Raw genomic sequence first — 20,836 nt, forward strand, 5'->3', positions numbered from 1 at the left:
GGTGAACGCCACCACCCCCACCACCAGCGCCGAGTCCCTCCGCAGCGTGCTCGGCGGGCTGCTCGACGGGCTCCCCCCGAAGCAGGCCACCGCCGCCGTCGAGCGGCTCATCGCCAGCTACCGGGGGCAGACCCCGACGGACACGCCCGTCCTGCGCGACCGCTCCGACGTGGTGGCGTACGCGGCCTACCGGATGCCCGCCACCTTCGAAGCCGTACGGTCCGCCCTGGACGGGCTCGCGGAGGCGGCGCCCGGCTGGGCCCCCGCCTCGCACGTGGACGTGGGCGGCGGCACGGGGGCCGCGACCTGGGCGGTGGACGCCACCTGGGACGGCCCCCGCGAGACGACGGTGCTGGACTGGGCGGAGCCCGCGCTGGCCTTGGGCCGCGAGCTGGCGGGCGCCTCCTCCTCGCAGGCGCTGCGCGGGGCCGGGTGGCGGCGGGCCGTCATCGGCGCCGGGATGGCCGTGCCCGACGCCGACCTGGTGACGGTCTCGTACGTCCTCGGCGAGCTGACCCCGCAGGCGCGCACGGCCGTCGTCGCGGAGGCGGCGCGGGCCGGGCAGGCCGTGGTGCTGATCGAGCCGGGCACGCCGGAGGGGTACCTGCGCGTCCGCGAGGCCCGCGAGCAGCTGATCGCGGCCGGGATGCGGGTGGCCGCCCCGTGCCCGCACGACGGGACCTGCCCGATCGAGGTCGGCCAGGACTGGTGCCACTTCTCGGCGCGGGTCAGCCGGTCCTCGCTGCACCGGAAGGTCAAGGGCGGCTCCCTCGCCTACGAGGACGAGAAGTTCAGCTACGTCGCCGCGACCCGCTTCCCGGTGCGGCCCGCCGCGTACCGGATCACGCGGCGGCCGCAGATCCGCAAGGGGCTCGTCCTGCTGGAACTCTGCGGTCCGCGGGACGCGGACGGGGACGGTACGGGCCTGACCCGGGCCACCGTGACCAAGCGCCATGGCGACCTCTACAAGGCGGCGCGCGACGTCGACTGGGGCCGGGAGTGGCCGCCGGCCCCGTAGGACCGCCGGCCCGGAGCTGCCCGCCGCCGGGCCGCCGCCGGGCCGCGGGCAGCCGTACCCGGCCCTAGGGCCGCAGCTCCTGGGTGCAGCACTTCACGCTGCCGCCGCCCTTGAGCAGCTCTCCCAGGTCCATCGGAACGGGCTCGAAGCCCCGGTCCCGCAGCGGCTCCAGCAGTCCGGTGGCCGCCTGCGGGAGCAGGACGTGCAGGCCGTCGGAGACGGCGTTCAGGCCGAGCGCGGCGGCATCCTGCCCGTCGGCGATCAGGGCGTCCGGGAAGAGCCGCCGGAGCACGGCCCGGCTGCCCGGCGAGAACGCGTCCGGGTAGTACATGACCTCGTCGCCGTCCAGCACGCTGAGCGCGGTGTCCAGGTGGTAGTAGCGCGGGTCGACCAGGTCGAGGCCGATGACCGGGCGTCCGAAGAACTCCTGGGCCTCGTCGTGCGAGAGCGGGCTGGAGCGGAAGCCCCGGCCGGCCAGCAGGTAGCCGGCGGTGACGGCGAAGTCGCCCTCGCCCTCGTTGACGTGGGCCGGCTCGTGGACGTCCCGGTACCCGTGGGACCGGAACCAGTCGAGGTGGATCGCGGCCTCGGCGGTCCGTTCCGGGTGGGCGAACCGGGCGCCGAGCACCCGGCCGTCGACGACGAGGGCGCCGTTCGCCGCGAAGACCATGTCCGGCAGCGCGGGGTCCGGTACGAGGGTCTCGACCGTGTGCCCGAGCGAGCGGTAGCGGTCCCTCAGGTCCTCCCACTGGGCGAGGGCGAGGGGCAGGTCCACCGGTTTCGTGGGATCCATCCACGGGTTGATGGAGTAGGTGACTTTGAAGTGTGCCGGTGGGCACATCAGGTAGCGCCGGGGTGTGGCGTCTCTGCGCAAAGAAGGCTCCTCACGACTTGCACGACGTGCGCGACCACGCGTCGCGCGTGAAGAGAATCGTCTCCCCTCCGAGGGAACGGCGCAGTCAACTGACCGGGTGGTTTAGGGAACGCCGGGAAAAGACGAGACGTATCGGGTTGGTACGTTCCCGGCATGACCAAGACCCCTGACGCCGCCCGCCGCAGCGACCGCTCCCGGCGCGCCATCCTCGACGCCGCGCTCGCCCTCGTCGGGGAGGTCGGCTACAACCGGCTGACCATCGAGGCCATCGCGGCCCGCGCCGGGGTCGGCAAGCAGACCATCTACCGCTGGTGGCCGTCGAAGGCCGCGGTCCTCCTGGACGCCTCGCTGGCCCTCGCCGGGGACGCGGAGACGGAGGGCGGGTGGACCGGCTTCCCCGACACCGGGGACCTCGCGGCCGACCTGAAGTACGTACTGCGGGCGACCGTGGACGAGTTCGGCGACGCCAGGTACGAGGCCCCCGCGCGCGCCCTGGCCGCGGCCGGGGCGACCGACCCCGGGCTCGGCGCCCGCTTCACGGAGCAGCTGCTGGAGCCGCAGCTCGCACTGTACGAGGAGCGTCTGCGCACGGCGCGGGAGGCGGGCCGGATCGCACCGGACACGGATCTACGCCTGACGGTGGAGATGCTGCTCGGGCCGCTGACGTACCGCTGGCTGCTGCGCACGGGCCCGCTCACGCACGCGTACACCGACGCGCTCGTCGACCGGGTGCTGGGCGGGGTGTCAAACGTCACCGGGGGCTAGGCGGGGCGGGACGGACGGCACCTCGGGAACATATGCCCGAATAGTGTGCTTATCTTGGGGTTGTCCACTGCCCCTCCCCAACCCCCCGGTTGAGGAGTCCGGTCACCCGGGGCGCAGGATGGTGGGAGCATGGAAACGTCTGCCGGGTTAACGGTTCGGTTTGGTGAGGGGATAGATGGGGTCTGAGTCCGGCCGCGTCCAACGCGGCGAGAGCAGGATGTCCCAGTGGCTGCGCCGGCGGCAGAAACCCACCGCCGAGGATCCCGGACGCGAGCGCGAGGCGCTCCTCCTGGCCGTCGCCGCCGCCGGCCTGCCGATCTCCCCCGCCGCCCATCCCGTCGGCTACCGGTGTTCGTGCGACCGGATCGGCTGTCCGACGCCCGCGCGGCACCCCGTCTCCTTCGCCTGGCAGACCCAGTCCACCACCGACCGCGCACAGGTCGAGCGGTGGGCCCGCAACGAGCCCCAGGCCAACTTCATCACCGCGACGGGCATGGTCCACGACGTCCTCGACGTCCCCCTCGAAGCCGGCGCCGCCGCACTGGCCCGCCTGCTGGAGGCAGGGATCGACGTCGGCCCGGTCGCCGAGTCGGGCGGTACGGGCGACCAGGCCCGGATGCTGTTCTTCACCGCCACCCGCGGCACCCCCGAGGACGAGGACGAGTGGTGGCCCTGCGAGCTGGACTGCCACCCCGAGACCATGGACGAGCATCCGGGCCTGCGCTGGCACTGCCGCGGCAGCTACGTCCTGGTACCGCCGGCGGCCCTCCCCGGTGACGAGGCGGTGACCTGGCTCCGCGGCATCGAGCACCCCCTGCCGGACCCGCTGACCCTGCTGGAGACCCTGACCGACGCCTGCGCCCAGTACGCCGGTGCCTCGGACCAGGTCCCGGCCACGGTCGCCTGGCCCCTCGGCCGCGCGTAGCCCCGGCGGGCGGCGGACCGACGACGCGTGCGGCCCCGTCGGACGGACGGGGCCGGCCGCGGCGCCTCACCGGATCAGGCTCAGTGGATCCGGCTCAGTGGATCCGGCTCAGTGGATCCGGCTCAGTGGATCTGGGAGACGACCACGTCGAGCGGCCAGGCCTTGCCGGCCTTCGCGGGGGCCTCGGCCTCGACCGTGTAGCCCAGGTCCCGCAGGGCCTCGACCAGCTCGGCGGGTCCGGCCGGAACGGCCCCCGCCAGCAGCAGGTCCCGGACCATCCGCCCCTTCGTCGCCTTGTTGAAGTGGCTGACCACCGACCGCTTCTCCACGCCGTCGACGATCTGCGCGTGCAGCACCCGCACGGTCGCGGTCCGCCCCGCCACCTCGCCCTTCGGCTTCCAGGCGGACGCGTACGCCGACGAGCGCAGGTCCAGGACCAGGCCCTCCCCGGCCGTCCGCGGCAGCACTTCGGCCATCGGGCCGCGCCAGTACGCGCCGAGCGCGCCCAGCCCCGGCAGCTTCACACCCATCGAGCAGCGGTACGACGGAATGCGGTCGGTGACCCGTACCGCGCCCCACAGGCCGGAGAACACGAGCAGCGCGTCATCGGCGAGCTTGCGCGCCTGCGGGGTCAGGCCGGCCAGGTCCAGGGCGTCGTACAGGACGCCCGTGTAGACCTCGCCCGCCGGGCGGGCCGCCGCCGTGCGCAGCTCCGCGTTCTTGGCGACCTCGCCGCGCAGTCCCTCGCTCAGGCCCAGCACCTCGCGCGCCGCGGTGTCTTCGCCCGCGCCACACAGGGCGACCAGTTCCTCCAGTACCGCCGCACGCGCCGGGGCCAGTCCGGGCAGGGACAGCGACTCGGGCTTCAGCGGTGCGCCGGAGCCGCCGGCGGCCTTTCCCTCGGAGGGCGGCAGCAGCACGAGCACGGTGGTTCTCCTTCGGTACGGCACGGCGCGGGGATGCGGCCCCGGAGCCAGGGTAGACGGCTCGCCGTGCCGCTCCGGCCGGACGGCCCTAGGCTCGGTCCATGCCACGCCGTCACCTGCACATCACCGGCACAGACGGGGCTGCCCTGCGGGCGGCGCTGCGTGACCTGCGGACGAAGCTGGGGGTGCCGCGGGAGTTCCCGGCCGAGGTGCTCGCCGAGGCGGAGCGGGCCGCCCGCGGCCCCCGGCTGCCGGAGTACGACGCCACCGAGCTGCCCCTCTTCACCATCGACCCGCCGGCCTCCGTCGACCTCGACCAGGCCATGCACCTGGCGAGACGGCCCGGCGGCGGCTACCGCGTGCACTACGCCATCGCCGACGTCGCCGCCTTCGTCACCCCCGGCGGCCCGCTCGACGCGGAGGCCCACCGCCGCGTCACCACCCTGTACTTCCCCGACGAACGGGTCCCGCTGCATCCCGCCCCGCTCTCGGAGGGCGCGGCCAGTCTGCTGCCCGACCGGACCCGCCCGGCGCTGCTGTGGCGGCTCGACCTCGACCCGGACGGCCGGGCCGAGGCCGTCGACGTCCGCCGCGCGCTGGTCCGCAGCCGGGCCAAACTCGACTACGACGGGGTCCAGAAGGCCATCGACACCGGCACCGCCGAGGAACCCCTCGCCCTCCTGAAGGACATCGGCCGGCTCCGCGAGGCCCTGGAGCGCGAGCGCGGCGGCATCTCGCTGAACGTGCCCGAACAGGAGATCGTCGGGCACGACGGCGGCTACCGCCTCGGCTACCGGGCGCCGCTGCCCGCCGACGGATGGAACGCGCAGATCTCCCTCATGACCGGCATGGCCGCCGCCGACCTGATGCTCGCCGCCGGGACCGGCATCCTGCGCACCCTGCCCACCGCGCCCGACGGCGCCGTCGGGCGGCTGCGGCGGGCGGCGAAGGCCCTGCGCATCGACTGGCCGCACCACGTCCCGTACGCCGAACTCGTCCGCTCGCTCGACCCGCACCGCCCCGCCCACGCCGCCTTCCTCCAGGAGTGCACGTCGCTCCTGCGGGGCGCGGGCTACACCGTCTTCACCGGCGGCCAGACCCCCGATCCGGCGGTCCACGCCGCGGTGGCGGCCCCGTACACGCACTGCACGGCGCCGCTGCGCCGGCTGGTCGACCGCTACACCGGCGAGCTGTGCGTGGCGGCCGCCGCCGGGGCCGGGACCCCCGAGTGGGTGCTGTCGGCGCTGGCGGCCCTGCCCCGGGAGATGACCGAAGGCACCCGGCTGGCGAACACCGCCGAACGGGAGTCCGTGGACCTGGTCGAGGCCGCCCTGCTCCAGGACCGCGTCGGGGAGGCGTTCGAGGCGACGGTGATCGACGTCAGGGACGCCGAGCCGCTGGTCGGCACGGTCCAGCTGGCGGACCCGGCGGTCGTCGGCCGCGTCGAGTCCGCCGGTCCGGCGCTCCCGCTGGGCGAACGCGTCCGGGTCCGGCTGACGCACGCGGACCCGGGCACGGCGAAGGTCCTGTTCGCCCTGGCCTGAACGGGCGGGCGCCCGGCTGCTCGGCCGTCAGGCGGGCTGCCGCAGGGCGCCGACCAGAGCGCGCGGATCGTCGGCGTGGAAGCGGATCGTACGGGCCTCGCCGCGCCCGCCGAGCGGGCGGGTGAAGGGCAGGGGCCGGTTCAGCTCCACGGTCACCGTGGTCTGGCTGCCGACGATCAGGTCGAGCACCCCGTCCTCGGAGAGGGTGACGAGCCGGCCCTCGGGGTAGCGCCGGTCGACCCGGACCGAGGCCACCGCGTCCGGCGGGACGGCGAGGTCGAAGAGGGCTCCGTAGCGGATCCGCAGCGAGCCGTCGGGGCTCACCACGTGCGGCCGGGTGACGCAGGCGGCGTGCAGGGCGAGGACGGCCACGATGCCGTACAGGTCCAGGACCAGCATCACCCGGTGGACGGCCGGCCAGGGGATGAGGAAGGCCAGGGCCACCGTCTCGATCACCGACACGAAGAGCAGGCCGTACATCATCGCCGTCTGGGGTCCGGTGTACGCGCCGGCGAGGTCCCCGGGGCGCACCCCGTGCTTCCTGCGCAGCGCCCACCGGCCGAGGGAGCCGGCGGAGCGCAGCTCGTGGACGAGCAGGCGGCGCACCGCCACCGGCACCACCTGCCGCAGCGCCGACCGCCGGGCCGCCCCGCGGTCCTCGCCGCGGGCAAGGGCGGCGGCGTACAGGGAGTACAGCACCCAGGCCTCCAGCAGCAGCACCGCCAGGACGAGGATCTCGGCGCCCGCCAGCGCCCATCCGGGCGGCCGGACCCCGGCCACCAGGCAGACCGCCAGGGCCAGTTCCCCCGGCAGGACGGCGGCGACCGCGATCCGTGCCGCCCGTACGCCCCGTGCCCGTTCCCGTGCCTGTTCACGTGCTCCGCCGTCGCTCATCCCCGGCCCCTCTCCATGAAAGCGTCCATGAGCCGGCGGACGACCTCCGCCTGCGCGGGCGCGTACTCGGCGAGCAGCGCCTCCTTGAATCCGGCCACGACCGCCCCGTCGGCGGGGATCGCGGCGAACAGTCCCTCGGGGACAGCCGCCATCAGGTCGTCGGCGAGGGGGGCGATCCGCGGATCGTCGGCGGGGGCCCCGGCGAGCGCGTCGAGGCGCTCGTACAGGGCGAGCATCGCGGGGTCGGCGGCCACCGCGCCGAGCACCTCGTAGACCTGGCGGCCGCCGGTGCCGGTGGTGTCCAGCAGGGTCAGGTACTCGCGGTCCTTGGCGGCGCTCGGCGAGGCCGTCTCGGGGGCCCGCGCCAGCAGCGCGGCGAGCGCGGGCGACACGGGCCCGGTGTCGCCGGGCGGCTCCGCGAGCAGCGCGGCCAGCCGCAGGCGCCGCTCCCGCAGGGCGGCCTCCTGGCGCGCCAGGTCGGCGTCGAGCTCGGCCAGTACGTCGGCCAGCTCGCGCCCGGCGTCGTCCGCGAGCACGTCGCGGACCTCGTCGAGGCTCAGGCCGAGCTCGGTGAGCCGGCGCACGCGGGCCAGCAGGATGGCGTCGCGGACGCTGTAGGCCCGGTATCCGTTGGGGCGCCGCTCCGGTTCCGGGAGCAGCCCGACATGGTGGTAGTGCCGGATCGCCCGGGTGGTGAGCCCGACGAGCGCGGCGATCTCTCCGATCCGCATGCCCCCAGTAGAAACCTTGCCGTTGCGTCAAGGTCAAGGCACGGCGCGGCCCCGGGTAGCATGGTCGGCACGACAGACGAGTCGGCCGGGCGGCCGCGTCGGGGTCTCCGGATCCCGCCGAGGAACGTCCGGGCTCCACAGGGCGGGGTGGTGGGTAACGCCCACCCGGGGTGACCCGCGGGACAGTGCCACAGAAAACAGACCGCCGGGGGCTTCGGTCCCCGGTAAGGGTGAAACGGTGGTGTAAGAGACCACCAGCGCCTGGGGTGACCCAGGCGGCTAGGTAAACCCCACCCGGAGCAAGGTCAAGAGGATCCGTCCCCGGACGGGTCTGCGCGAACGCTTGAGGGCTGCCCGCCCGATGTTCGCGGGTAGACCGCACGAGGCCGGCGGCAACGCCGGTCCTAGATGGATGGCCGTCTCCCCGGCGACCGCGAGGTCTCCGGGAGACAGAACCCGGCGTACAGGCCGGCTCGTCTGCCGCTTTCCGCCCCGCCCCGGCTCACCCCGGGCCCGGGGCGGTTTTTTCACGCCCGGTCCCGTCCGGCCAGGCCCCGTCCGGCCCGGTCCGCCGCCTGCCCGGCCCGGCCCCCCGCGGGAGGGCGGCGGTCTCGCCTGGCGGACCGGGTCGCACCGGGTCCTCCCCGGGACGGATCCTTGACCCATGAGCAGAGAACGGTGCGACAGGTGTGAACTGATCGTCGGCGAAGGGTGCGACTGTCCCGCCAACGGAAGCAGCCCCCGCGCGGTGGACGCGGCCACGGCCGCCCCCCGGGCCCGTCAGGGTTTCGCCTTCGACAGGATCCTGATCTCTCCCCAGGGGTACGCGCACGTCCCGCAGGGCTGCGTCCACTGCGTGGAGTCCCCGGAGGAGGCCGGGTGGGGGTGGATCCCCGACCCGCCGGCCGGGCAGTGGGCGGGGCTGGGCGAGGACCGCCCGGCGCGGGCCACCGCGGGCAACCTCGCCCTTACGGCCCGGCGGCGCTGTCCGGACTGCGAGCACTTCCTCGGCTGATCCGGCCCGGCGGGACCGCGCCCCGGCCGACCCGTGCCCCGCGCGGCCCGTGCCGCCGGGCCGGTGGCGGGGCGACGGCCGGTGGCGGGACGGGGCGTCAGCGCAGGTGCGAGGTGTCGTTGAGCAGGCGGACCGAGGCGTTGCCGTCGGCGTAATAGGCCACCTCCGACACCGAGGCCGCCGAGAGCTCCATGCGGAACAGCGACTCCGGCGGGGCCCCCAGGGCCAGCCGGACCAGGATCTTGACCGGGGTCACGTGCGTGACCAGCAGCGTCGTGCGGCCCGCGTGCGCGGCCAGCAGCCGGTCCCGGGTCGCGGAGATCCGGCGGGTGGCGGCCGCGAAGCTCTCGCCGCCGCCCGTCGGGGCGGCCCGGGGGGAGTCCAGCCAGGCCTGGAGGTCGTCCGGGAAACGTTCCCGGACCTCGGCGAAGGTCAGGCCCTCCCAGGCGCCGAAGTCCACCTCGCGCAGGCCCTCTTCGACCGTCACGGTGAGCCCGAGGCGGTCCGCGACGGCCTGGGCGGTCTCGCGGCAGCGGCGCAGCGGCGAGCTGACCACCGCCTGGACGGTGCCGCGGGCCGCGAGGGACCCGGCGACGGCCGCCGCCTGGCGACGGCCGGCCGGGGACAGCTCCGGGTCGGAGCCGCCACTGCCGGAGAAACGCTTCTGCGGGGTGAGGGCGGTCTCGCCGTGGCGCAGCAGCACGAAGGTGGCGGGGGCGCCCATGTCGGGTCCCCAGCCGGGAGCGGCCGTACCCGCCGCGGCCGCCGTCGCCGCAGCCGCCGTCCCGGAGGTCCCGGAGGCGGGAGCCGTGCCCGCGTACCCGCCCGCGTCCGCCTCCTCGTCCGCGAACAGCGTGTCGGCGCGGGCGGGCTCCGCCGCCGCGCGGGCGCGCGTGCCCGCGCCGGAGGCGAGGGCGGCCCGTACCGCCGCCGCACCGGCCGTCGCGTCCCCGACGGGGCCCGACGGCGGCGGGGTCACCAGGGCGCGGGCGGCGCCCCGGTCGAAGACGGCCGTGGAGCCCGACGGCTCCCACCGCTCGCCGCGCTTGCCCGCGTCCATCGCCTCGTTGGCGAGCCGGTCCGCGTGCTTGTTCTGCTCGCGCGGGATCCACTCGTACGTCACCTGCGCGCGCGGCAGGATCTTCGCCGCCTCCGCCGCGAGCGGCTTCATGTCCGGGTGCTTGATCTTCCAGCGGCCCGACATCTGCTCGACGACGAGCTTGGAGTCCATCCGGACCAGCACCCGCGCGTCCGCGGCGAGTTCGCGCGCCGCCCGGAGCCCGGCGATCAGGCCCCGGTACTCCGCCACGTTGTTCGTCGCGACGCCGATCGACTCGGCGCGCTCGGCGAGCGTCTCGCCCGTCGCCGGGTCGAGGACGACCGCGCCGTAGCCGGCGGGCCCCGGGTTGCCCCGGGAGCCGCCGTCCGCCTCCACGACGACCCGGGCGAGCCTCTGCATCAGACGCCCGAGTCGGCCGTACGGACCAGGATGCGGCCGCAGTTCTCGTGGCGCACGACCTGGTCGCGCGGCTGGGCCTTGATCTCGTTGACCTCGGCCATGTCGAGCTCCAGGCGGCAGCCCTCGCAGCGGCGCTGGTACAGGCGCGCGGCGCCGACCCCGCCCTGCTTCACGCGGATCTTCTCGTACAGCGCCATCAGCGCGTCCGGCATGGAGCCGACGATGACCTCGCGGTCCTTCTCGATCTTGGCGACCTCGGCGTCGATCTCGGCGGTGGCCGCGTCGCGGCGCGCGGTGGCGTCCGCCGTCTCGGCCTCCAGGGAGGTGACCCGCCCGGTCAGACCGGAGACCCGCTCCTGCGCGGCCTCCAGACGCTCCATGACCTCCAGGACCAGGTCCTCCAGGTCGCCCTGGCGCTTGGCGAGGGAGACGACCTCGTTCTGCAGGTTCGCCAGGTCGCGCGCCGAGACGCCGACGCCGGAGTCCAGCCGCTGCTGGTCGCGGGCGGCGCGCGTGCGCACCTGGTCCACGTCCTGCTCCGCCTTGGTCTGCTCGCGCGCGGTGTCGCTGGCCTGGGTCTGGGCGGCGACGAGCAGGTCGCGCTGCTGGACGAGGTCCTTGGTGAGCGTGTCCAGCTCGGCGTGCACGGGCAGCGACTTGCGCTTGTGGGCGAGCTGAGACAGCCGGACGTCCAGGGCCTGGATGTCGAGAAGTCGGATCTGGTCGGCGGGCTCGGCGTTCAGTTGGGGGCTCCAGAGATAGAAGGGGTGCTCACGGACGGCGCGTGCGCCGTCCACGGGTCGGTGACCGTGCGCGAGACGTGGGTCCGCAGACCCCAGCCGTGGCGCTCGGAGATCGCGTCGAGCTGCGCGGCGGCCTGCTCGCACCAGGGCCACTCGGTGGCCCAGTGGGCGGCGTCGACGAGGGCGAGCGGGCTCTGCTCGCGGGCCTCGGACACGGGGTGGTGGCGCAGGTCGGCGGTCAGGAAGGCGTCGACGCCGGCGGCCCGCACCTGATCGAAGAGGCTGTCGCCGGAGCCGCCGCTGACGGCGACGGTACGGATGACCGCGTCCGGGTCGCCCGCGACGCGGACGCCCTGCGCGGTGCGCGGCAGCCGGGCGGCGGCGCGGGCGGCGAACTCGCGCAGGGTCTCGGGGTGGTCCAGCTCGCAGATCCGGCCGAGGCCGCGGCGGCCGGCCGGGTCGCTCGGGTCGGGCACGAGGGGTCCGGTGATCCGCAGGTCCAGGGCCCCCGCGAGGGCGTCGGAGACTCCGGGGTCGGCGCTGTCGACGTTGGTGTGGGCCACGTGCAGCGCGATGTCGTTCTTGATCAGCGTGTGCACGACACGGCCCTTGAAGGTGCCGGCCTCGACGGTGGTGGTGCCCCGCAGGTAGAGGGGGTGGTGGGTGACGATCAGGTCGGCGCCCAGCTTCACCGCCTCGTCGGCGATCTCCTGGACCGGGTCGACGGCGAACAGGACACGGGTGACCTCGGCATCGGGGTCGCCGCAGACGGTGCCGACGGCGTCCCACTGCTCGGCCCGCGAGGGGGGCCAGAGAGCGTCCAGCGCGGCGATGACTTCAGAGAGACGGGGCACGGGCCAAGGCTACCGTCCGTGGCGACCGGCCCACGGCCCCACCGGCCCCGGAGGCCGCGGGGCCGCCGGGCGGCGGCCGGTCCACGCGTCGTCCGGGCCGGCGGCGGGCGTGGGCCGGGCCGGCCGCCGGCCGGGGGCGGGCCGGGGGTCGGACGGAGCCGCCCGGCCGCGGGTCGGGAGCGGGTCGAAGGCCGGCCGGACGTCCGGTACGGCCCGCCTAACCGATTCTGCACCCCAAACGCCCCGTTATCGCACAGCACAATCGCCGCCTCCCGTACAGCCGAATCCCCGCGCGGCCACCCGTATGTGTGAAGCGGAGTTGCTGGTGTTGTTCGGCGTGACGTGCGAAAACTAGCTTCCACTCCGGAGGTGACGCACGGATGACTGTCTGTGCCATCGAGATGACGACCACGACCCCGTTCACGATCGCCGCGGACGGGTCGTACGCCGCCCGGCTCGCCGGGGACGGGCAGGCGCGGTACGTGGAGCGCTGGACCCTCGCCGGGCCCGAGGCGTACGCGGTGCCGCTGCCGCTCGCGCAGCCCGAGGAGGCCGACAGCGAGGTGCTGCCGCTGGCGGACGGCCGGGTGCTGATCCACCGGCGGGTGGCGGACCGGCACGCTTTCGCCCTGCTGTACCCGACCGGCGCCGCCTCCGGGCCGCGCACCGGGCAGCTGTCCCTCGGGGCGGTGGACTGGGAGGAGGGCGTCCTGGTCACGATGCTGCCGCCGTCGCCGGACGGCCACTCGGCGTTCGCCCTGGCCGCGTCCGACGCCGGGACCACGGTCTGGCGGGTGGCCGGCGGTCCCTTCGGGCCCCAGCAGGTCGCCCGCGTCGCGGGCCGGTGCTCCGGCGGCGTCTGGCTGGACCGGTCCGGCCGGCTGCTGGCCCTGGACCGCGAACTGGACGGCGCCGTCAAGGCCGTCGCCGTGGACCTGGGGTGCGGCGAGGTGTCCCCGCTGCTCCAGATCACCGAGGACAGCGACGACCGGCTGCTGCTGGCCGACCCCGACAGCGGGCTGCTGCTGCTCCGCTCCGACGCGCCGGGCGAACCGCGCCTCGGCTGGGGGGTGCTGGGCAGCTCCCTTCCGGTGCGCTTCCCGGACTGCCTGCGCGCGGACGGGGCCACGGCCGTGCCGTTCGCCGTGCAGCCTGGCCAGGCGCTGATGCCGGAGACCTGCGGGGTCGCGCTGCGGCTGGAGGGGGGCGGGCTCGCCCTGTGGCGCCCCGCCGACCGGCACGTGTTCCGGCTCGGCGCCCCGGTGGGCTGGCTCGGGGGGACGGGCCTGTGGAGCGCGGAGGGCCGGCTGCACCTGCCGTACGCGACGCCCGAGGTGCCCTGCGGGGTCCTCGGGATGAGCCTGCCGGTGGCGCCCCCGGCGCCGGTCCGCGTGGACCCGCCGCCGCCGGCGGCGCCGCGCCCGGTGCCGCTGCAGCAGGCTCCGCTGCGGTGACACCGGGCGCGCGGGGGCCGGCGGCGGCATCGGCGACCGGCACCGGCACCGGCACCTGTGAGGGCACCGGTACCGGTCAGCCGTGCTTGAGGCCCAGCACCTCCGTCGCCGCGAAGGTCTCGTTCGCGGGGCGCGCCTCGTAGTGCGGGGTGAGGAGCTCGTCGAGTTCCTCGTAGGAGAAGGACTCCTTGGCGGTGTCGAACTTGGCGGCCACCCTGGGGCGTTCCATCACGACGACGATCCCGCCGTGCACGACGAACAGCTGCCCGTTGGCCTTGGCGGAGGCCGGCGAGGCCAGGTATCCGACGAGCGGCGAGACGTGCTCGGGGGCGAGGGCGTCGAGCTTGCCCTCCTCCGGGACCTGGAACCCGGCGAAGACGTCCTCGGTCATCCGGGTGCGGGCGCGCGGGCAGATGGCGTTGGCCGTCACCCCGTACTTCGCCAGGGCCAGGGCGGTGGAGGTCGTCAGGCCCACGATGCCGCCCTTGGCCGCCGCGTAGTTCGGCTGGCCGGCCGAGCCGCCGAGGAAGGCCTCGGAGGAGGTGTTGACGATCCGGCCGTAGACCGGGCCCCCCGCCGCCTTCGAGCGCTCCCGCCAGTGCACGGAGGCGAAGTGGGTGGTGTTGAAGTGGCCCTTGAGATGGACCCGGATGACCGAGTCCCACTCCTGCTCCGACATCGAGAAGACCATCCGGTCGCGCAGGATGCCCGCGTTGTTGACCAGGACGTCCAGCTTCCCGAAGCTGCTGACCGCCAGCTCGACGAGCTCGCGCGCCTGCTCGAAGTCGGCCACGTCGCCCAGGTGCGCCACCGCCTGCCCGCCCGCGGCGCGGATCTCCGCGGCCACCTCCTCCGCCGGTGCGGCCGAGGCCTCCCCGGAGCCGTCCCGGCCGGGCTGGCCGAAGTCGTTGACGACCACGCTCGCGCCGAGCCGCGCCAGTTCGACCGCCTCGGCCCGTCCGAGGCCGCGGCCGGCGCCGGTGACGATGGCGGAGAGTCCCTCAAGTGGCAGTGACATCCGTACGGTTCCTCTCGAGACGGGTCAGAGTTCGATGCATGTGCGCAGGGCGGTTCCGGTGCGCATCTGGTCGAGGGCGTCGTTGATCTCGGCGAGCTGCACCCGGTGCGTGATCAGGCTCTCCAGGTCCACCCGGCCGGCCCGCCACAGGGCGATGGTGCGCTCGTAGGAGCGGAGCACGTCGCCGCCGCCGTACATCGACGGCAGGATCCTCTTCTCGTCGAAGAACAGCGAGAACATGTCGATCTGGAAGGTGTCGTCCATGGCGCCGGCGCCGACCACGCACACGGTGCCGCCGCGGCGGGTCATCTTGTACGCGGTCTGCGCGGTGGCGGACTTGCCGACGACCTCGAAGACGTAGTCGAAGCCCTCGCCGCCGGTGATGCGGTTCTTGGCGTCGTCGAAGGCGTCCGGGGCGACCGCCTCGGTGGCCCCGAAGCGCAGGGCCGCGTCCCGCCGCGACTCCACCGGGTCGACGGCGACGATCTGTGCGGCGCCCTGGATCTTGGCGCCCTGGATGACGGAGATGCCGACGCCCCCGCAGCCGATGACGGCGACGGAGGAGCCCGCCTCCACCTTGGCGGTGTTGATGGCGGCGCCGAGGCCGGTGGTGACGCCGCAGCCGATGAGGGCGGCGATGTCGAACGGCACGTCGTCGGGGATCGGTACGGCGCACGCGGCGTCGACGACCAGTTCCTCGGCGAAGGTGCCGGTGGCGGCGAAGCCGAAGATGTCGCCGCCCGCGCGGCGGAAGTTGGGGGTGCCGGCGTTGACCAGGCTGGCCAGGCAGAGGTGGCCCTGGCCGCGCTTGCAGGACGGACACCGGCCGCACGGCGGCAGCCAGCAGACGAGGACCCGGTCGCCCTGCTTCAGGTCCGTGACGCCGTCACCGACGTCGGCGATCACCCCGGAGCCCTCGTGGCCGGGCACGAAGGGGGCGGGCTGCGGCAGGATCCCGCTCATCGCGGAGAGGTCGGAGTGGCACAGGCCGGTGGCCTTGACGCGGATCTTCACCTTGCCGGGACCGAGGCCCACGGCCTCCATGTCGTCGACGACCTCCAGCTTGTCCTGGCCGATCTCGCTCTGCAGTGCTGCGCGCACGGTGCGGCTCCTTCTGTCGGTCTGTCTTACGCGTGTTCGACGACGGTGTCGGCGAGGACCGGCGCGTCGTCCCGGTCGGCGACGGTCACCGACACCAGGACGCGGCCGGGCTCCCGCCACATCCGGATGCGCAGCGTCTCGCCCGGGACGACGATCCCGGCGAAGCGCGTGCGGTAGGCGCGGACCCGGGAGACGTCCCCGTCCAGCGCCGTGTCGACGACGGCCTTGAGGGTCATGCCGTACGAGCACAGGCCGTGGAGGATCGGCCGGTCGAATCCGGCCAGCTTGGCGAACTCCGGGTCGGCGTGCAGGGGGTTCCAGTCGCCGGAGAGCCGGTAGAGCAGCGCCTGCTCCTCGCGGATCGTGCGCTCCTCGGTCCGGTCGGGCGCCCGCTCGGGCAGCTCCTCCCTGACGGAGGGCCCGCGCTCGCCGCCGAAGCCGCCCTCACCGCGTACGAAGATCTGCGCGTCGCTGGTCCACAACGGCCCCTCGGCGTCGGCGACGTCGGAGCGCAGCACGATGACGGCCGCCTTGCCCTTGTCGTACACGGCGGCGACCTTGGCCGTGGTGGTGGCCTCGCCCTTGACGGGGATGGGCCGGTGCAGCCGGATGGACTGGCCGCCGTGCAGGACGGCGGCGAGGTTCACGTCGATCCCGGGGGCGGCGAGGCCGCCCATCATGGCCATGCCCGCGCCGGCGACGGTCGCGAAGCTGGGGAGGACGTGGAGCTTGGACTCCAGGGTGTAGCGCAGCTCGTCGGGGTCGGTGGCGGGCAGGCCCGCGCCGAGGCCGAGGTGGTAGAGCTGGATGTCCTTGTGGTCCCAGCCGATGTCCCCCCGGCGGGGGTCTGCGGCGAGGGCCTTGGCGGCATCGATCGGCATGAGGATGCTGCTCCTTGTCCTGTGGAAGACCTCGGTGCGGCCGTCCGCACCGTCGGTCGCACCGAGGTCGTATGCGGGACCGGCTCGGTGAGCACGTTCTAGAACGCGTTCTAGGACTGGGCCGGTGAAGGAATGTATAATGCACCCCCCAGCAGTTGGGAAGACTCGCGGCCCGACTCCTGATTGGACGTCAGATGTGATGTCCGGCTGGCGCCCCCTGGCCTGATCGGAGGTCGGAGGCCTACCCTGACCAGGTGGACGAAATGCCCGTTGCGCACCGGCCTGCCCGATCCCTGCGCGTGCTGCTGCACCCGCCGAACCCCGCGCTGGCCATACAGCTGGGCCTCCAGCCGGACATCGAGGTCGTACGGGACCAGCTGGCCCGCCCGGCGGTCGCGCTGGTGGAGGAGGCCGACTCGGTCGGGGAACTGCTGGCCGAGGACCCGGAGTGCCGGGTGCTGGTGCTGACGGGGTCCGCGCACCCGGGGCTGGCCGCCGCCGCACTGGCCGCCGGGGCGGCGGGCCTGGTCCTGCGGGACGGTCCGGTGGACGACCTGGCCGACGCGGTCCGCCGCGCCTCCCGCGGCGAAACGGTGGTGGACCCGACCCTGACGGGCCCATAACCCGGCCCGGGGCTCCGCCCCGAACCCGAACGCCCGGCGCCCCGTAACCCCCTGGGGCTCCGCCCCGAACCCCCGGGGCGCTGCCCCCGGACCCCCGCGCCTCAAACGCCGGCGGGGCTGAATGTGCCTGGCGTCAGCCGAAATCCGGTGGCCGCGCCGGCCAAATCCAGCCTCGCCGGCGTTTGAGGCGCGGGGTCCGGGGCGGAGCCGGGTCACGCCGATATTCGCCCCGGATTGAACGCTAAGGATTGATCATGGTGTGGCGGTCCTGTCGAGGTGGCGGTAGATGGTGGGGCGGGTGACGCCGAACTCGTTGGCGATCTGTTGGACGGTGCAGTCGCCGGAGTCGTACATCTCGCGGGCGAGCTGGACCTGGCGGGGGCCGAGTTTGGGCTTCTGTCCGCCGGTGCGGCCCCGGGCGCGGGCGGCCTCCAGGCCGTCCACGGTGCGCTCGGACATCAGGGCGTGCTCGAATTCGGCGACCGCGCCCAGAATCTGGAAGAACATCCGGCCGGCCGCGGTGGAGGTGTCGATGCCCTGATCGAGCACGACCAGGTCGACGCCCTCGGCCTCCAGCCGTTTGGACAGCTCGATGAGGTTTTCCAGAGAGCGGCCGAGCCGGTCGAGCCTGGTCACTACGAGCTGGTCGCCATCGCGGGCGACCATGAGCGCTTTGTCGAGCTCGGGGCGTCGGGCGAGCTTGCCGGACGCTTTGTCGGTGAAGACCTTCTCGCAGCCGGCGGCTCGGAGCGCGTCCTGCTGGGCTTCGGGATGTTGATCACGGGTGCTGACCCGGGCGACGCCGATTCTCATGCCCGCACTGTAACGTGAACGGGGTAGTACGTTACATAGGTGCGTACGCGGGAAGCGTTACAGTCGCGACCCGGGGGAACGTCATGTGGATCTTTGTGTATCGCGAACGATCGTTTCCGTACGCCGGGGCCCCCGCTGAGCGGACATGCGCTCTTCGCCAGCGAGGTCCGTTACCGGCGTCAGGCTGTGGCTGGGTTGTGCTGTTGCGCCTGGTGAGCGGTGAGTGCTTCGGTGGCGGTGGGGTGGGTGGGCAGGACGGTGTCCAGGCCGGTCATCTGGAGCAGGTGCAGCAGGCGGTCGGGGACGGCGGCCAGGGAGAGGGTGCCGCCTTGTTCCTGGGCGCAGCGCATGATGCCGATGAGGGCGTTGAGGCCGGAGGAGTCGCAGAAGCTGACGTCGGCGACGTCCAGGATCAGGTGGTGGTGGCCTTGGGCGAGGAGGTTCAGAGCGCGGTCGCGCAGGCTGGGGGCGGTGTCGAAGTCGATGTCGCCGGTGACGGCGGCCAGGGCGAGGGGGCCGTCGGTGTGGTGGCAGGTGAGGTGTACGGCGGGAGCCATGGTGGTCAGTGCTCCTGCTCGTTCGGGCGGCGCTGGGCGGGGCCGGCGGTGGTGTGGGCGGTGGCTGCCGCGGTGGGTGCGGGGCCGGCCGGTGAGGTGGGCAGGGCGGTGAGGGCCAGGAGGGCCACGTCGTCTCCGGGGCCGTCGGGGAAGGTGTCGAGCAGGGCGGCGAGGTCGTCGATGAGGGTGACCGCGCTGACGCTGGGGCCGCAGGCGGCGGCGTGGCGGGTCAGGTGATCATTCAGGGCGTCATCGCCGAACAGTTCGCCCTTGGCGTTCCGGGCTTCGGTGATCCCGTCGGTGTAGAGCAGGAGGGCCTGGCCGGGGGCCAGGTGCACGGTGTGTGAGGCGAAACGGGCGCCGGCCACGGCCCCGATCAGCATGCCGCCCTGCGCCCGCACCGCATCCACATGGGCGGGTGAACCCTCGTCGGCGGGATGGAGGTGGTAGGCCGGGGGATGGCCGCCGGTGCCCAGGGTGACAGCGAAGCCCCCCTGCGCCGCGGGTTCCAGGGTGCCGAAGACGGCCGTGCAGAAACGGCTGCCGACGCTGGGGTCCATGAGCAGGGCTGCGTTCAGGGCTTGAAGGACCGTGACGGGGTCCGGGTCGTGCCAGGCGGCGGCGCGCAGGGTGTAGCGGGTCAGGGAGGTCACCGCGGCGGCGTCGGCGCCTTTGCCGCACACGTCACCGAGGAAGAATGCCCACCGGCCGCCGCCCAGGGAGAACACGTCGTAGAAGTCTCCGCCGACCGCGCGGGCGGACGCGGTGAAATAATGGCAGGCCAGCTCCATGCCGGGGATCGCCGGCAGGGCGGGCGGCAGCAGGGTGCGCTGCAAAGTGGAGGCGAACGCGGCGAGCTCAGCCTTGTCCTTCTCCGCCTGCTGGCGCATCACGCGTTCGACTTCCGCGCGCTCGCGCTCGGCGCGTACCAGGCGCAGCGCGGAGAGGCGCAGTTCCAGCTCACTCATCACCATCGCCGCCAGATCGGCCAGGGTGGCGGTGTCGGCCTCGGTGATCTTACGGGGTGTGGTATCGAGGATGTTGACGGTGCCCAGGCGGTGCCCGTCGGAGGTGATGATCGGGGCGGCCGCGTAGAACCGGGCTCCCAGAGCGCCGGTGACCAGGGGGTTGGCGCAGGCGACGGGGTCGGTGAGGGTGTCGGGGATCACCAGGGTGTCGTCGCCGAGGATCGCCGAGGCGCACAGCCCCGGGTCGCGGCCGATCTGGGTGACTCCGTCCAGCCCGCGGGTGGCCTTGAACCAGATCCGGTCGCTGTCCACGATCGTCACCGTCGCCACCGGCACGTCGAACAGGCGGGCCGCCAGCGCCGCGACCCGGTCGAACGCCCCGTCCGGCGGGGTATCGAGGATGTCGTAGCGGCGCACCGCCTCCATCCGACGGTCCTCCACCAGCGCCTTCGGCGCACGCGGTATCCGGCTCAGCTTCGGGACGGGCTCCGGTACTGCCATCGAACTCTTCCCCTCCCGACAGGCACCCCGGCCACCTGGGCGGTAGCCGTAGAAGAGCCTAGCGCCCTCCCCTTCCCCTCCCATGTGCCGGTCTGAGGGCAGCGGTGCATCGGGAGTCGCCGACCTGCCCCACGCTGTCTGACCCCCGTGGGCCCACGGAGGCGGGGCCCTGACCGGCCCGTGGCCGGTCGCCAGTTCCTGACGCCAAGGGCTTAGTCCTCGGCACCACCGGGATCGCGCAGGGGCCGCAGCGCGTCGGCGCCGTGGGAGCGGACGATCGGATACCGTCCGTGAAAGTTAATGTGATCATGGATCAGCGGGGAGAGCCGGGAGCGGACTCGGGGGAGACGGTCAGCCCTCCGGCCTCCAACTCCGTGACGGCGGCATCCATGTACAGGCTGTTCCAGAAAACGACGGCGTTGATCGCCATGCCCAGCGCCCCAAGCTGGTTCTCCATCCCGTCCCGGTAGGCATGACGGACCTCGCCCAGGCGGCCGAAGAACATCGCGCGGCCCAGCGCGTGGCGGCCCTCGCCGATGTTCAGCTGAACGCCGATCATCCTGCGGTACACCTCGGAATCGATGAACTGCAGCAGATGCAGGGTCTTGAAGATCCGTCCGTAGGCGGCGAACGCGTCTCCCAGGCCGGTCATCCGGTCGCCGTTGTTCATCATCCGCAGCAGGTCGTAGGCGCGCACGGTCCCGGTGGTCAGGGAGCCGGCCACGCGGAGCATGTCTTCCCAGTGGTCGCGCACCCTGGCCACCTGGATTCGCTGGCGCGAGACCAGTCGACTCGGGGCATCATCGCCTGCACCGCGTCGTGGACCACCTGGTAGCCCGCCGGCAGCGGGTCGGCGTCCAGGCGGTCCAGGCGGATCTTCCCGTCCACGATGTCGACGGCCGCGTTGTCGGGCAGGTTCTCCGCGACGTGCCGGTACATCTCGTCCAGCAGCACTTCCAGCTCGCCCAGGTGCTCTTCGGCGGTGCCGGGCAGCTCCAGCGCGGTCAGCACCCTGGGCCGGGTGACAGCCCAGGTCGGACCGGACAGCAGCCGCGCCCTGGGGTCGCCCCAGACGTCGCCGCCCACCGCGAAGACGTCCCGGCGTTTGAGCGCGGTCAGCAGCGCGTCCAGGACTCAGAACGTCCAGGCGTGCTTGTCGATCAGGCCGTTCA

Annotated in this window: 21 protein-coding genes, 1 other RNA gene and 1 pseudogene; 8 read left to right on the forward strand and 15 right to left on the reverse strand. The window is 73.9% G+C overall.

The window, feature by feature from the left end:
• The first annotated feature begins 1 nt into the window (after position 1).
• On the forward strand, positions 2 to 1,018 hold the full coding sequence (locus tag OTB16_RS32250; protein WP_267725315.1) for a small ribosomal subunit Rsm22 family protein: 1,017 nt from the start codon (positions 2 to 4) through the stop codon (positions 1,016 to 1,018).
• Between the two features lie 64 nt (positions 1,019 to 1,082).
• Here OTB16_RS32250 and ddaH read toward each other — a convergent pair.
• Positions 1,083 to 1,904: pseudogene (ddaH, locus tag OTB16_RS32255) on the reverse strand (dimethylargininase); the annotation flags it as partial.
• Positions 1,905 to 2,045: 141 nt separating this feature from the next.
• Here ddaH and OTB16_RS32260 point away from each other — a divergent pair.
• Together OTB16_RS32260 and OTB16_RS32265 are read left to right on the forward strand one after the other, a co-directional pair.
• Entirely contained in the window at positions 2,046 to 2,657 is a 612-nt protein-coding gene (locus tag OTB16_RS32260) for a TetR/AcrR family transcriptional regulator (RefSeq protein WP_267725318.1), read from the forward strand.
• A 175-nt stretch (positions 2,658 to 2,832) separates the two neighbouring features.
• The gene (locus OTB16_RS32265) at positions 2,833 to 3,582 is read left to right on the forward strand and encodes a bifunctional DNA primase/polymerase (protein WP_267725320.1); all 750 of its coding nucleotides are present in this window, start codon (positions 2,833 to 2,835) and stop codon (positions 3,580 to 3,582) included.
• A 122-nt stretch (positions 3,583 to 3,704) separates the two neighbouring features.
• On the opposite strand, the gene yaaA is transcribed toward OTB16_RS32265, so the two are convergent.
• Positions 3,705 to 4,508, reverse strand: coding sequence for a peroxide stress protein YaaA (gene yaaA / locus OTB16_RS32270; RefSeq protein WP_267725322.1), 804 nt, complete (start codon positions 4,506 to 4,508; stop codon positions 3,705 to 3,707).
• A 101-nt stretch (positions 4,509 to 4,609) separates the two neighbouring features.
• Here yaaA and OTB16_RS32275 point away from each other — a divergent pair, with 101 nt between their 5' ends.
• Positions 4,610 to 6,052, forward strand: coding sequence for an RNB domain-containing ribonuclease (locus tag OTB16_RS32275; protein ID WP_267725325.1), 1,443 nt, complete (start codon positions 4,610 to 4,612; stop codon positions 6,050 to 6,052).
• A gap of 27 nt (positions 6,053 to 6,079) precedes the next feature.
• On the opposite strand, the gene OTB16_RS32280 is transcribed toward OTB16_RS32275, so the two are convergent.
• Both OTB16_RS32280 and OTB16_RS32285 read right to left on the reverse strand, forming a co-directional pair.
• Entirely contained in the window at positions 6,080 to 6,946 is an 867-nt protein-coding gene (locus OTB16_RS32280; RefSeq protein WP_267725327.1) for a hypothetical protein, read from the reverse strand.
• Positions 6,943 to 7,677, reverse strand: coding sequence for a MerR family transcriptional regulator (locus OTB16_RS32285; protein ID WP_267725330.1), 735 nt, complete (start codon positions 7,675 to 7,677; stop codon positions 6,943 to 6,945). The genes OTB16_RS32280 and OTB16_RS32285 overlap by 4 nt, the downstream gene beginning before the upstream one ends.
• Before the next feature lie 77 nt (positions 7,678 to 7,754).
• Here OTB16_RS32285 and rnpB point away from each other — a divergent pair.
• Both rnpB and OTB16_RS32295 read left to right on the forward strand, forming a co-directional pair.
• An RNA gene (rnpB, locus tag OTB16_RS32290) (RNase P RNA component class A) lies at positions 7,755 to 8,157 on the forward strand.
• 184 nt (positions 8,158 to 8,341) lie between these two features.
• A complete protein-coding gene (locus tag OTB16_RS32295) occupies positions 8,342 to 8,692 on the forward strand; it encodes a hypothetical protein (RefSeq protein WP_267725332.1) in 351 nt (116 codons plus the stop codon).
• 97 nt (positions 8,693 to 8,789) lie between these two features.
• Here the strand turns inward: OTB16_RS32295 and OTB16_RS32300 are convergent, their stop codons facing one another.
• From OTB16_RS32300 to OTB16_RS32310, 3 genes are read right to left on the reverse strand one after another with little or no spacing between them, the layout of a single operon-like run.
• Entirely contained in the window at positions 8,790 to 10,151 is a 1,362-nt protein-coding gene (locus OTB16_RS32300) for a bifunctional RNase H/acid phosphatase (RefSeq protein ID WP_267725334.1), read from the reverse strand.
• Complete coding sequence (locus OTB16_RS32305; protein ID WP_267725425.1) at positions 10,151 to 10,894, reverse strand: zinc ribbon domain-containing protein; 744 nt, start codon at positions 10,892 to 10,894, stop codon at positions 10,151 to 10,153. Before OTB16_RS32305 ends, OTB16_RS32300 begins: the two co-directional genes overlap by 1 nt.
• Complete coding sequence (locus OTB16_RS32310) at positions 10,891 to 11,748, reverse strand: Nif3-like dinuclear metal center hexameric protein (protein ID WP_267725336.1); 858 nt, start codon at positions 11,746 to 11,748, stop codon at positions 10,891 to 10,893. Before OTB16_RS32310 ends, OTB16_RS32305 begins: the two co-directional genes overlap by 4 nt.
• A 380-nt stretch (positions 11,749 to 12,128) precedes the next feature.
• On the opposite strand from OTB16_RS32310, the gene OTB16_RS32315 reads away from it, so the two are divergent.
• Entirely contained in the window at positions 12,129 to 13,202 is a 1,074-nt protein-coding gene (locus tag OTB16_RS32315) for a hypothetical protein (RefSeq protein ID WP_267725338.1), read from the forward strand.
• Positions 13,203 to 13,278: 76 nt separating this feature from the next.
• On the opposite strand, the gene OTB16_RS32320 is transcribed toward OTB16_RS32315, so the two are convergent.
• Genes OTB16_RS32320 through OTB16_RS32330 form a run of 3 tightly spaced genes read right to left on the reverse strand, consistent with a single transcriptional unit; the run spans position 13,279 to position 16,202 of the window.
• Positions 13,279 to 14,220 (reverse strand): 3-oxoacyl-ACP reductase, encoded by a 942-nt coding sequence (locus OTB16_RS32320; RefSeq protein ID WP_267725340.1) that lies wholly within the window; start codon positions 14,218 to 14,220, stop codon positions 13,279 to 13,281.
• Positions 14,221 to 14,244: 24 nt separating this feature from the next.
• Complete coding sequence (locus OTB16_RS32325) at positions 14,245 to 15,321, reverse strand: Zn-dependent alcohol dehydrogenase (protein ID WP_267725343.1); 1,077 nt, start codon at positions 15,319 to 15,321, stop codon at positions 14,245 to 14,247.
• 26 nt (positions 15,322 to 15,347) lie between these two features.
• A complete protein-coding gene (locus OTB16_RS32330) occupies positions 15,348 to 16,202 on the reverse strand; it encodes a MaoC/PaaZ C-terminal domain-containing protein (protein ID WP_267725345.1) in 855 nt (284 codons plus the stop codon).
• 263 nt (positions 16,203 to 16,465) lie between these two features.
• On the opposite strand from OTB16_RS32330, the gene OTB16_RS32335 reads away from it, so the two are divergent.
• Complete coding sequence (locus tag OTB16_RS32335; protein ID WP_267725426.1) at positions 16,466 to 16,825, forward strand: response regulator; 360 nt, start codon at positions 16,466 to 16,468, stop codon at positions 16,823 to 16,825.
• A gap of 252 nt (positions 16,826 to 17,077) precedes the next feature.
• Here the strand turns inward: OTB16_RS32335 and OTB16_RS32340 are convergent, their stop codons facing one another.
• The 5 genes from OTB16_RS32340 to OTB16_RS32360 form a co-directional block, all read right to left on the reverse strand.
• Positions 17,078 to 17,638 (reverse strand): recombinase family protein, encoded by a 561-nt coding sequence (locus tag OTB16_RS32340; protein ID WP_267725347.1) that lies wholly within the window; start codon positions 17,636 to 17,638, stop codon positions 17,078 to 17,080.
• Between the two features lie 179 nt (positions 17,639 to 17,817).
• Positions 17,818 to 18,195 (reverse strand): STAS domain-containing protein, encoded by a 378-nt coding sequence (locus OTB16_RS32345; protein ID WP_267725349.1) that lies wholly within the window; start codon positions 18,193 to 18,195, stop codon positions 17,818 to 17,820.
• 5 nt (positions 18,196 to 18,200) lie between these two features.
• Positions 18,201 to 19,664, reverse strand: a complete 1,464-nt coding sequence (locus OTB16_RS32350; RefSeq protein ID WP_267725351.1) for a PP2C family protein-serine/threonine phosphatase — start codon at positions 19,662 to 19,664, stop codon at positions 18,201 to 18,203.
• A gap of 313 nt (positions 19,665 to 19,977) precedes the next feature.
• Positions 19,978 to 20,418, reverse strand: a complete 441-nt coding sequence (locus OTB16_RS32355; protein WP_267725353.1) for a Tn3 family transposase — start codon at positions 20,416 to 20,418, stop codon at positions 19,978 to 19,980.
• Positions 20,373 to 20,750 (reverse strand): hypothetical protein, encoded by a 378-nt coding sequence (locus OTB16_RS32360; protein ID WP_267725354.1) that lies wholly within the window; start codon positions 20,748 to 20,750, stop codon positions 20,373 to 20,375. Before OTB16_RS32360 ends, OTB16_RS32355 begins: the two co-directional genes overlap by 46 nt.
• Between the last annotated feature and the right edge of the window lie 86 nt (positions 20,751 to 20,836).

The organism is Streptomyces antarcticus (assembly GCF_026627255.1).
Lineage (GTDB): Bacteria > Actinomycetota > Actinomycetes > Streptomycetales > Streptomycetaceae > Streptomyces > Streptomyces antarcticus.

Bases quoted from the DNA above. Each gene is read 5' to 3' on its own strand.
- OTB16_RS32275 (WP_267725325.1), top strand. From the start codon at position 4,610: ATGCCACGCCGTCACCTGCACATCACCGGCACAGACGGGGCTGCCCTG.
- OTB16_RS32280 (WP_267725327.1), bottom strand. From the start codon at position 6,946: ATGAGCGACGGCGGAGCACGTGAACAGGCACGGGAACGGGCACGGGGC.
- OTB16_RS32335 (WP_267725426.1), top strand. From the start codon at position 16,466: ATGCCCGTTGCGCACCGGCCTGCCCGATCCCTGCGCGTGCTGCTGCAC.
- OTB16_RS32315 (WP_267725338.1), top strand. From the start codon at position 12,129: ATGACTGTCTGTGCCATCGAGATGACGACCACGACCCCGTTCACGATC.
- OTB16_RS32345 (WP_267725349.1), bottom strand. From the start codon at position 18,195: ATGGCTCCCGCCGTACACCTCACCTGCCACCACACCGACGGCCCCCTC.
- OTB16_RS32260 (WP_267725318.1), top strand. From the start codon at position 2,046: ATGACCAAGACCCCTGACGCCGCCCGCCGCAGCGACCGCTCCCGGCGC.
- OTB16_RS32300 (WP_267725334.1), bottom strand. From the start codon at position 10,151: ATGCAGAGGCTCGCCCGGGTCGTCGTGGAGGCGGACGGCGGCTCCCGG.
- OTB16_RS32295 (WP_267725332.1), top strand. From the start codon at position 8,342: ATGAGCAGAGAACGGTGCGACAGGTGTGAACTGATCGTCGGCGAAGGG.
- OTB16_RS32330 (WP_267725345.1), bottom strand. From the start codon at position 16,202: ATGCCGATCGATGCCGCCAAGGCCCTCGCCGCAGACCCCCGCCGGGGG.
- OTB16_RS32320 (WP_267725340.1), bottom strand. From the start codon at position 14,220: ATGTCACTGCCACTTGAGGGACTCTCCGCCATCGTCACCGGCGCCGGC.
- OTB16_RS32340 (WP_267725347.1), bottom strand. From the start codon at position 17,638: ATGAGAATCGGCGTCGCCCGGGTCAGCACCCGTGATCAACATCCCGAA.
- OTB16_RS32285 (WP_267725330.1), bottom strand. From the start codon at position 7,677: ATGCGGATCGGAGAGATCGCCGCGCTCGTCGGGCTCACCACCCGGGCG.
- OTB16_RS32265 (WP_267725320.1), top strand. From the start codon at position 2,833: ATGGGGTCTGAGTCCGGCCGCGTCCAACGCGGCGAGAGCAGGATGTCC.
- OTB16_RS32350 (WP_267725351.1), bottom strand. From the start codon at position 19,664: ATGGCAGTACCGGAGCCCGTCCCGAAGCTGAGCCGGATACCGCGTGCG.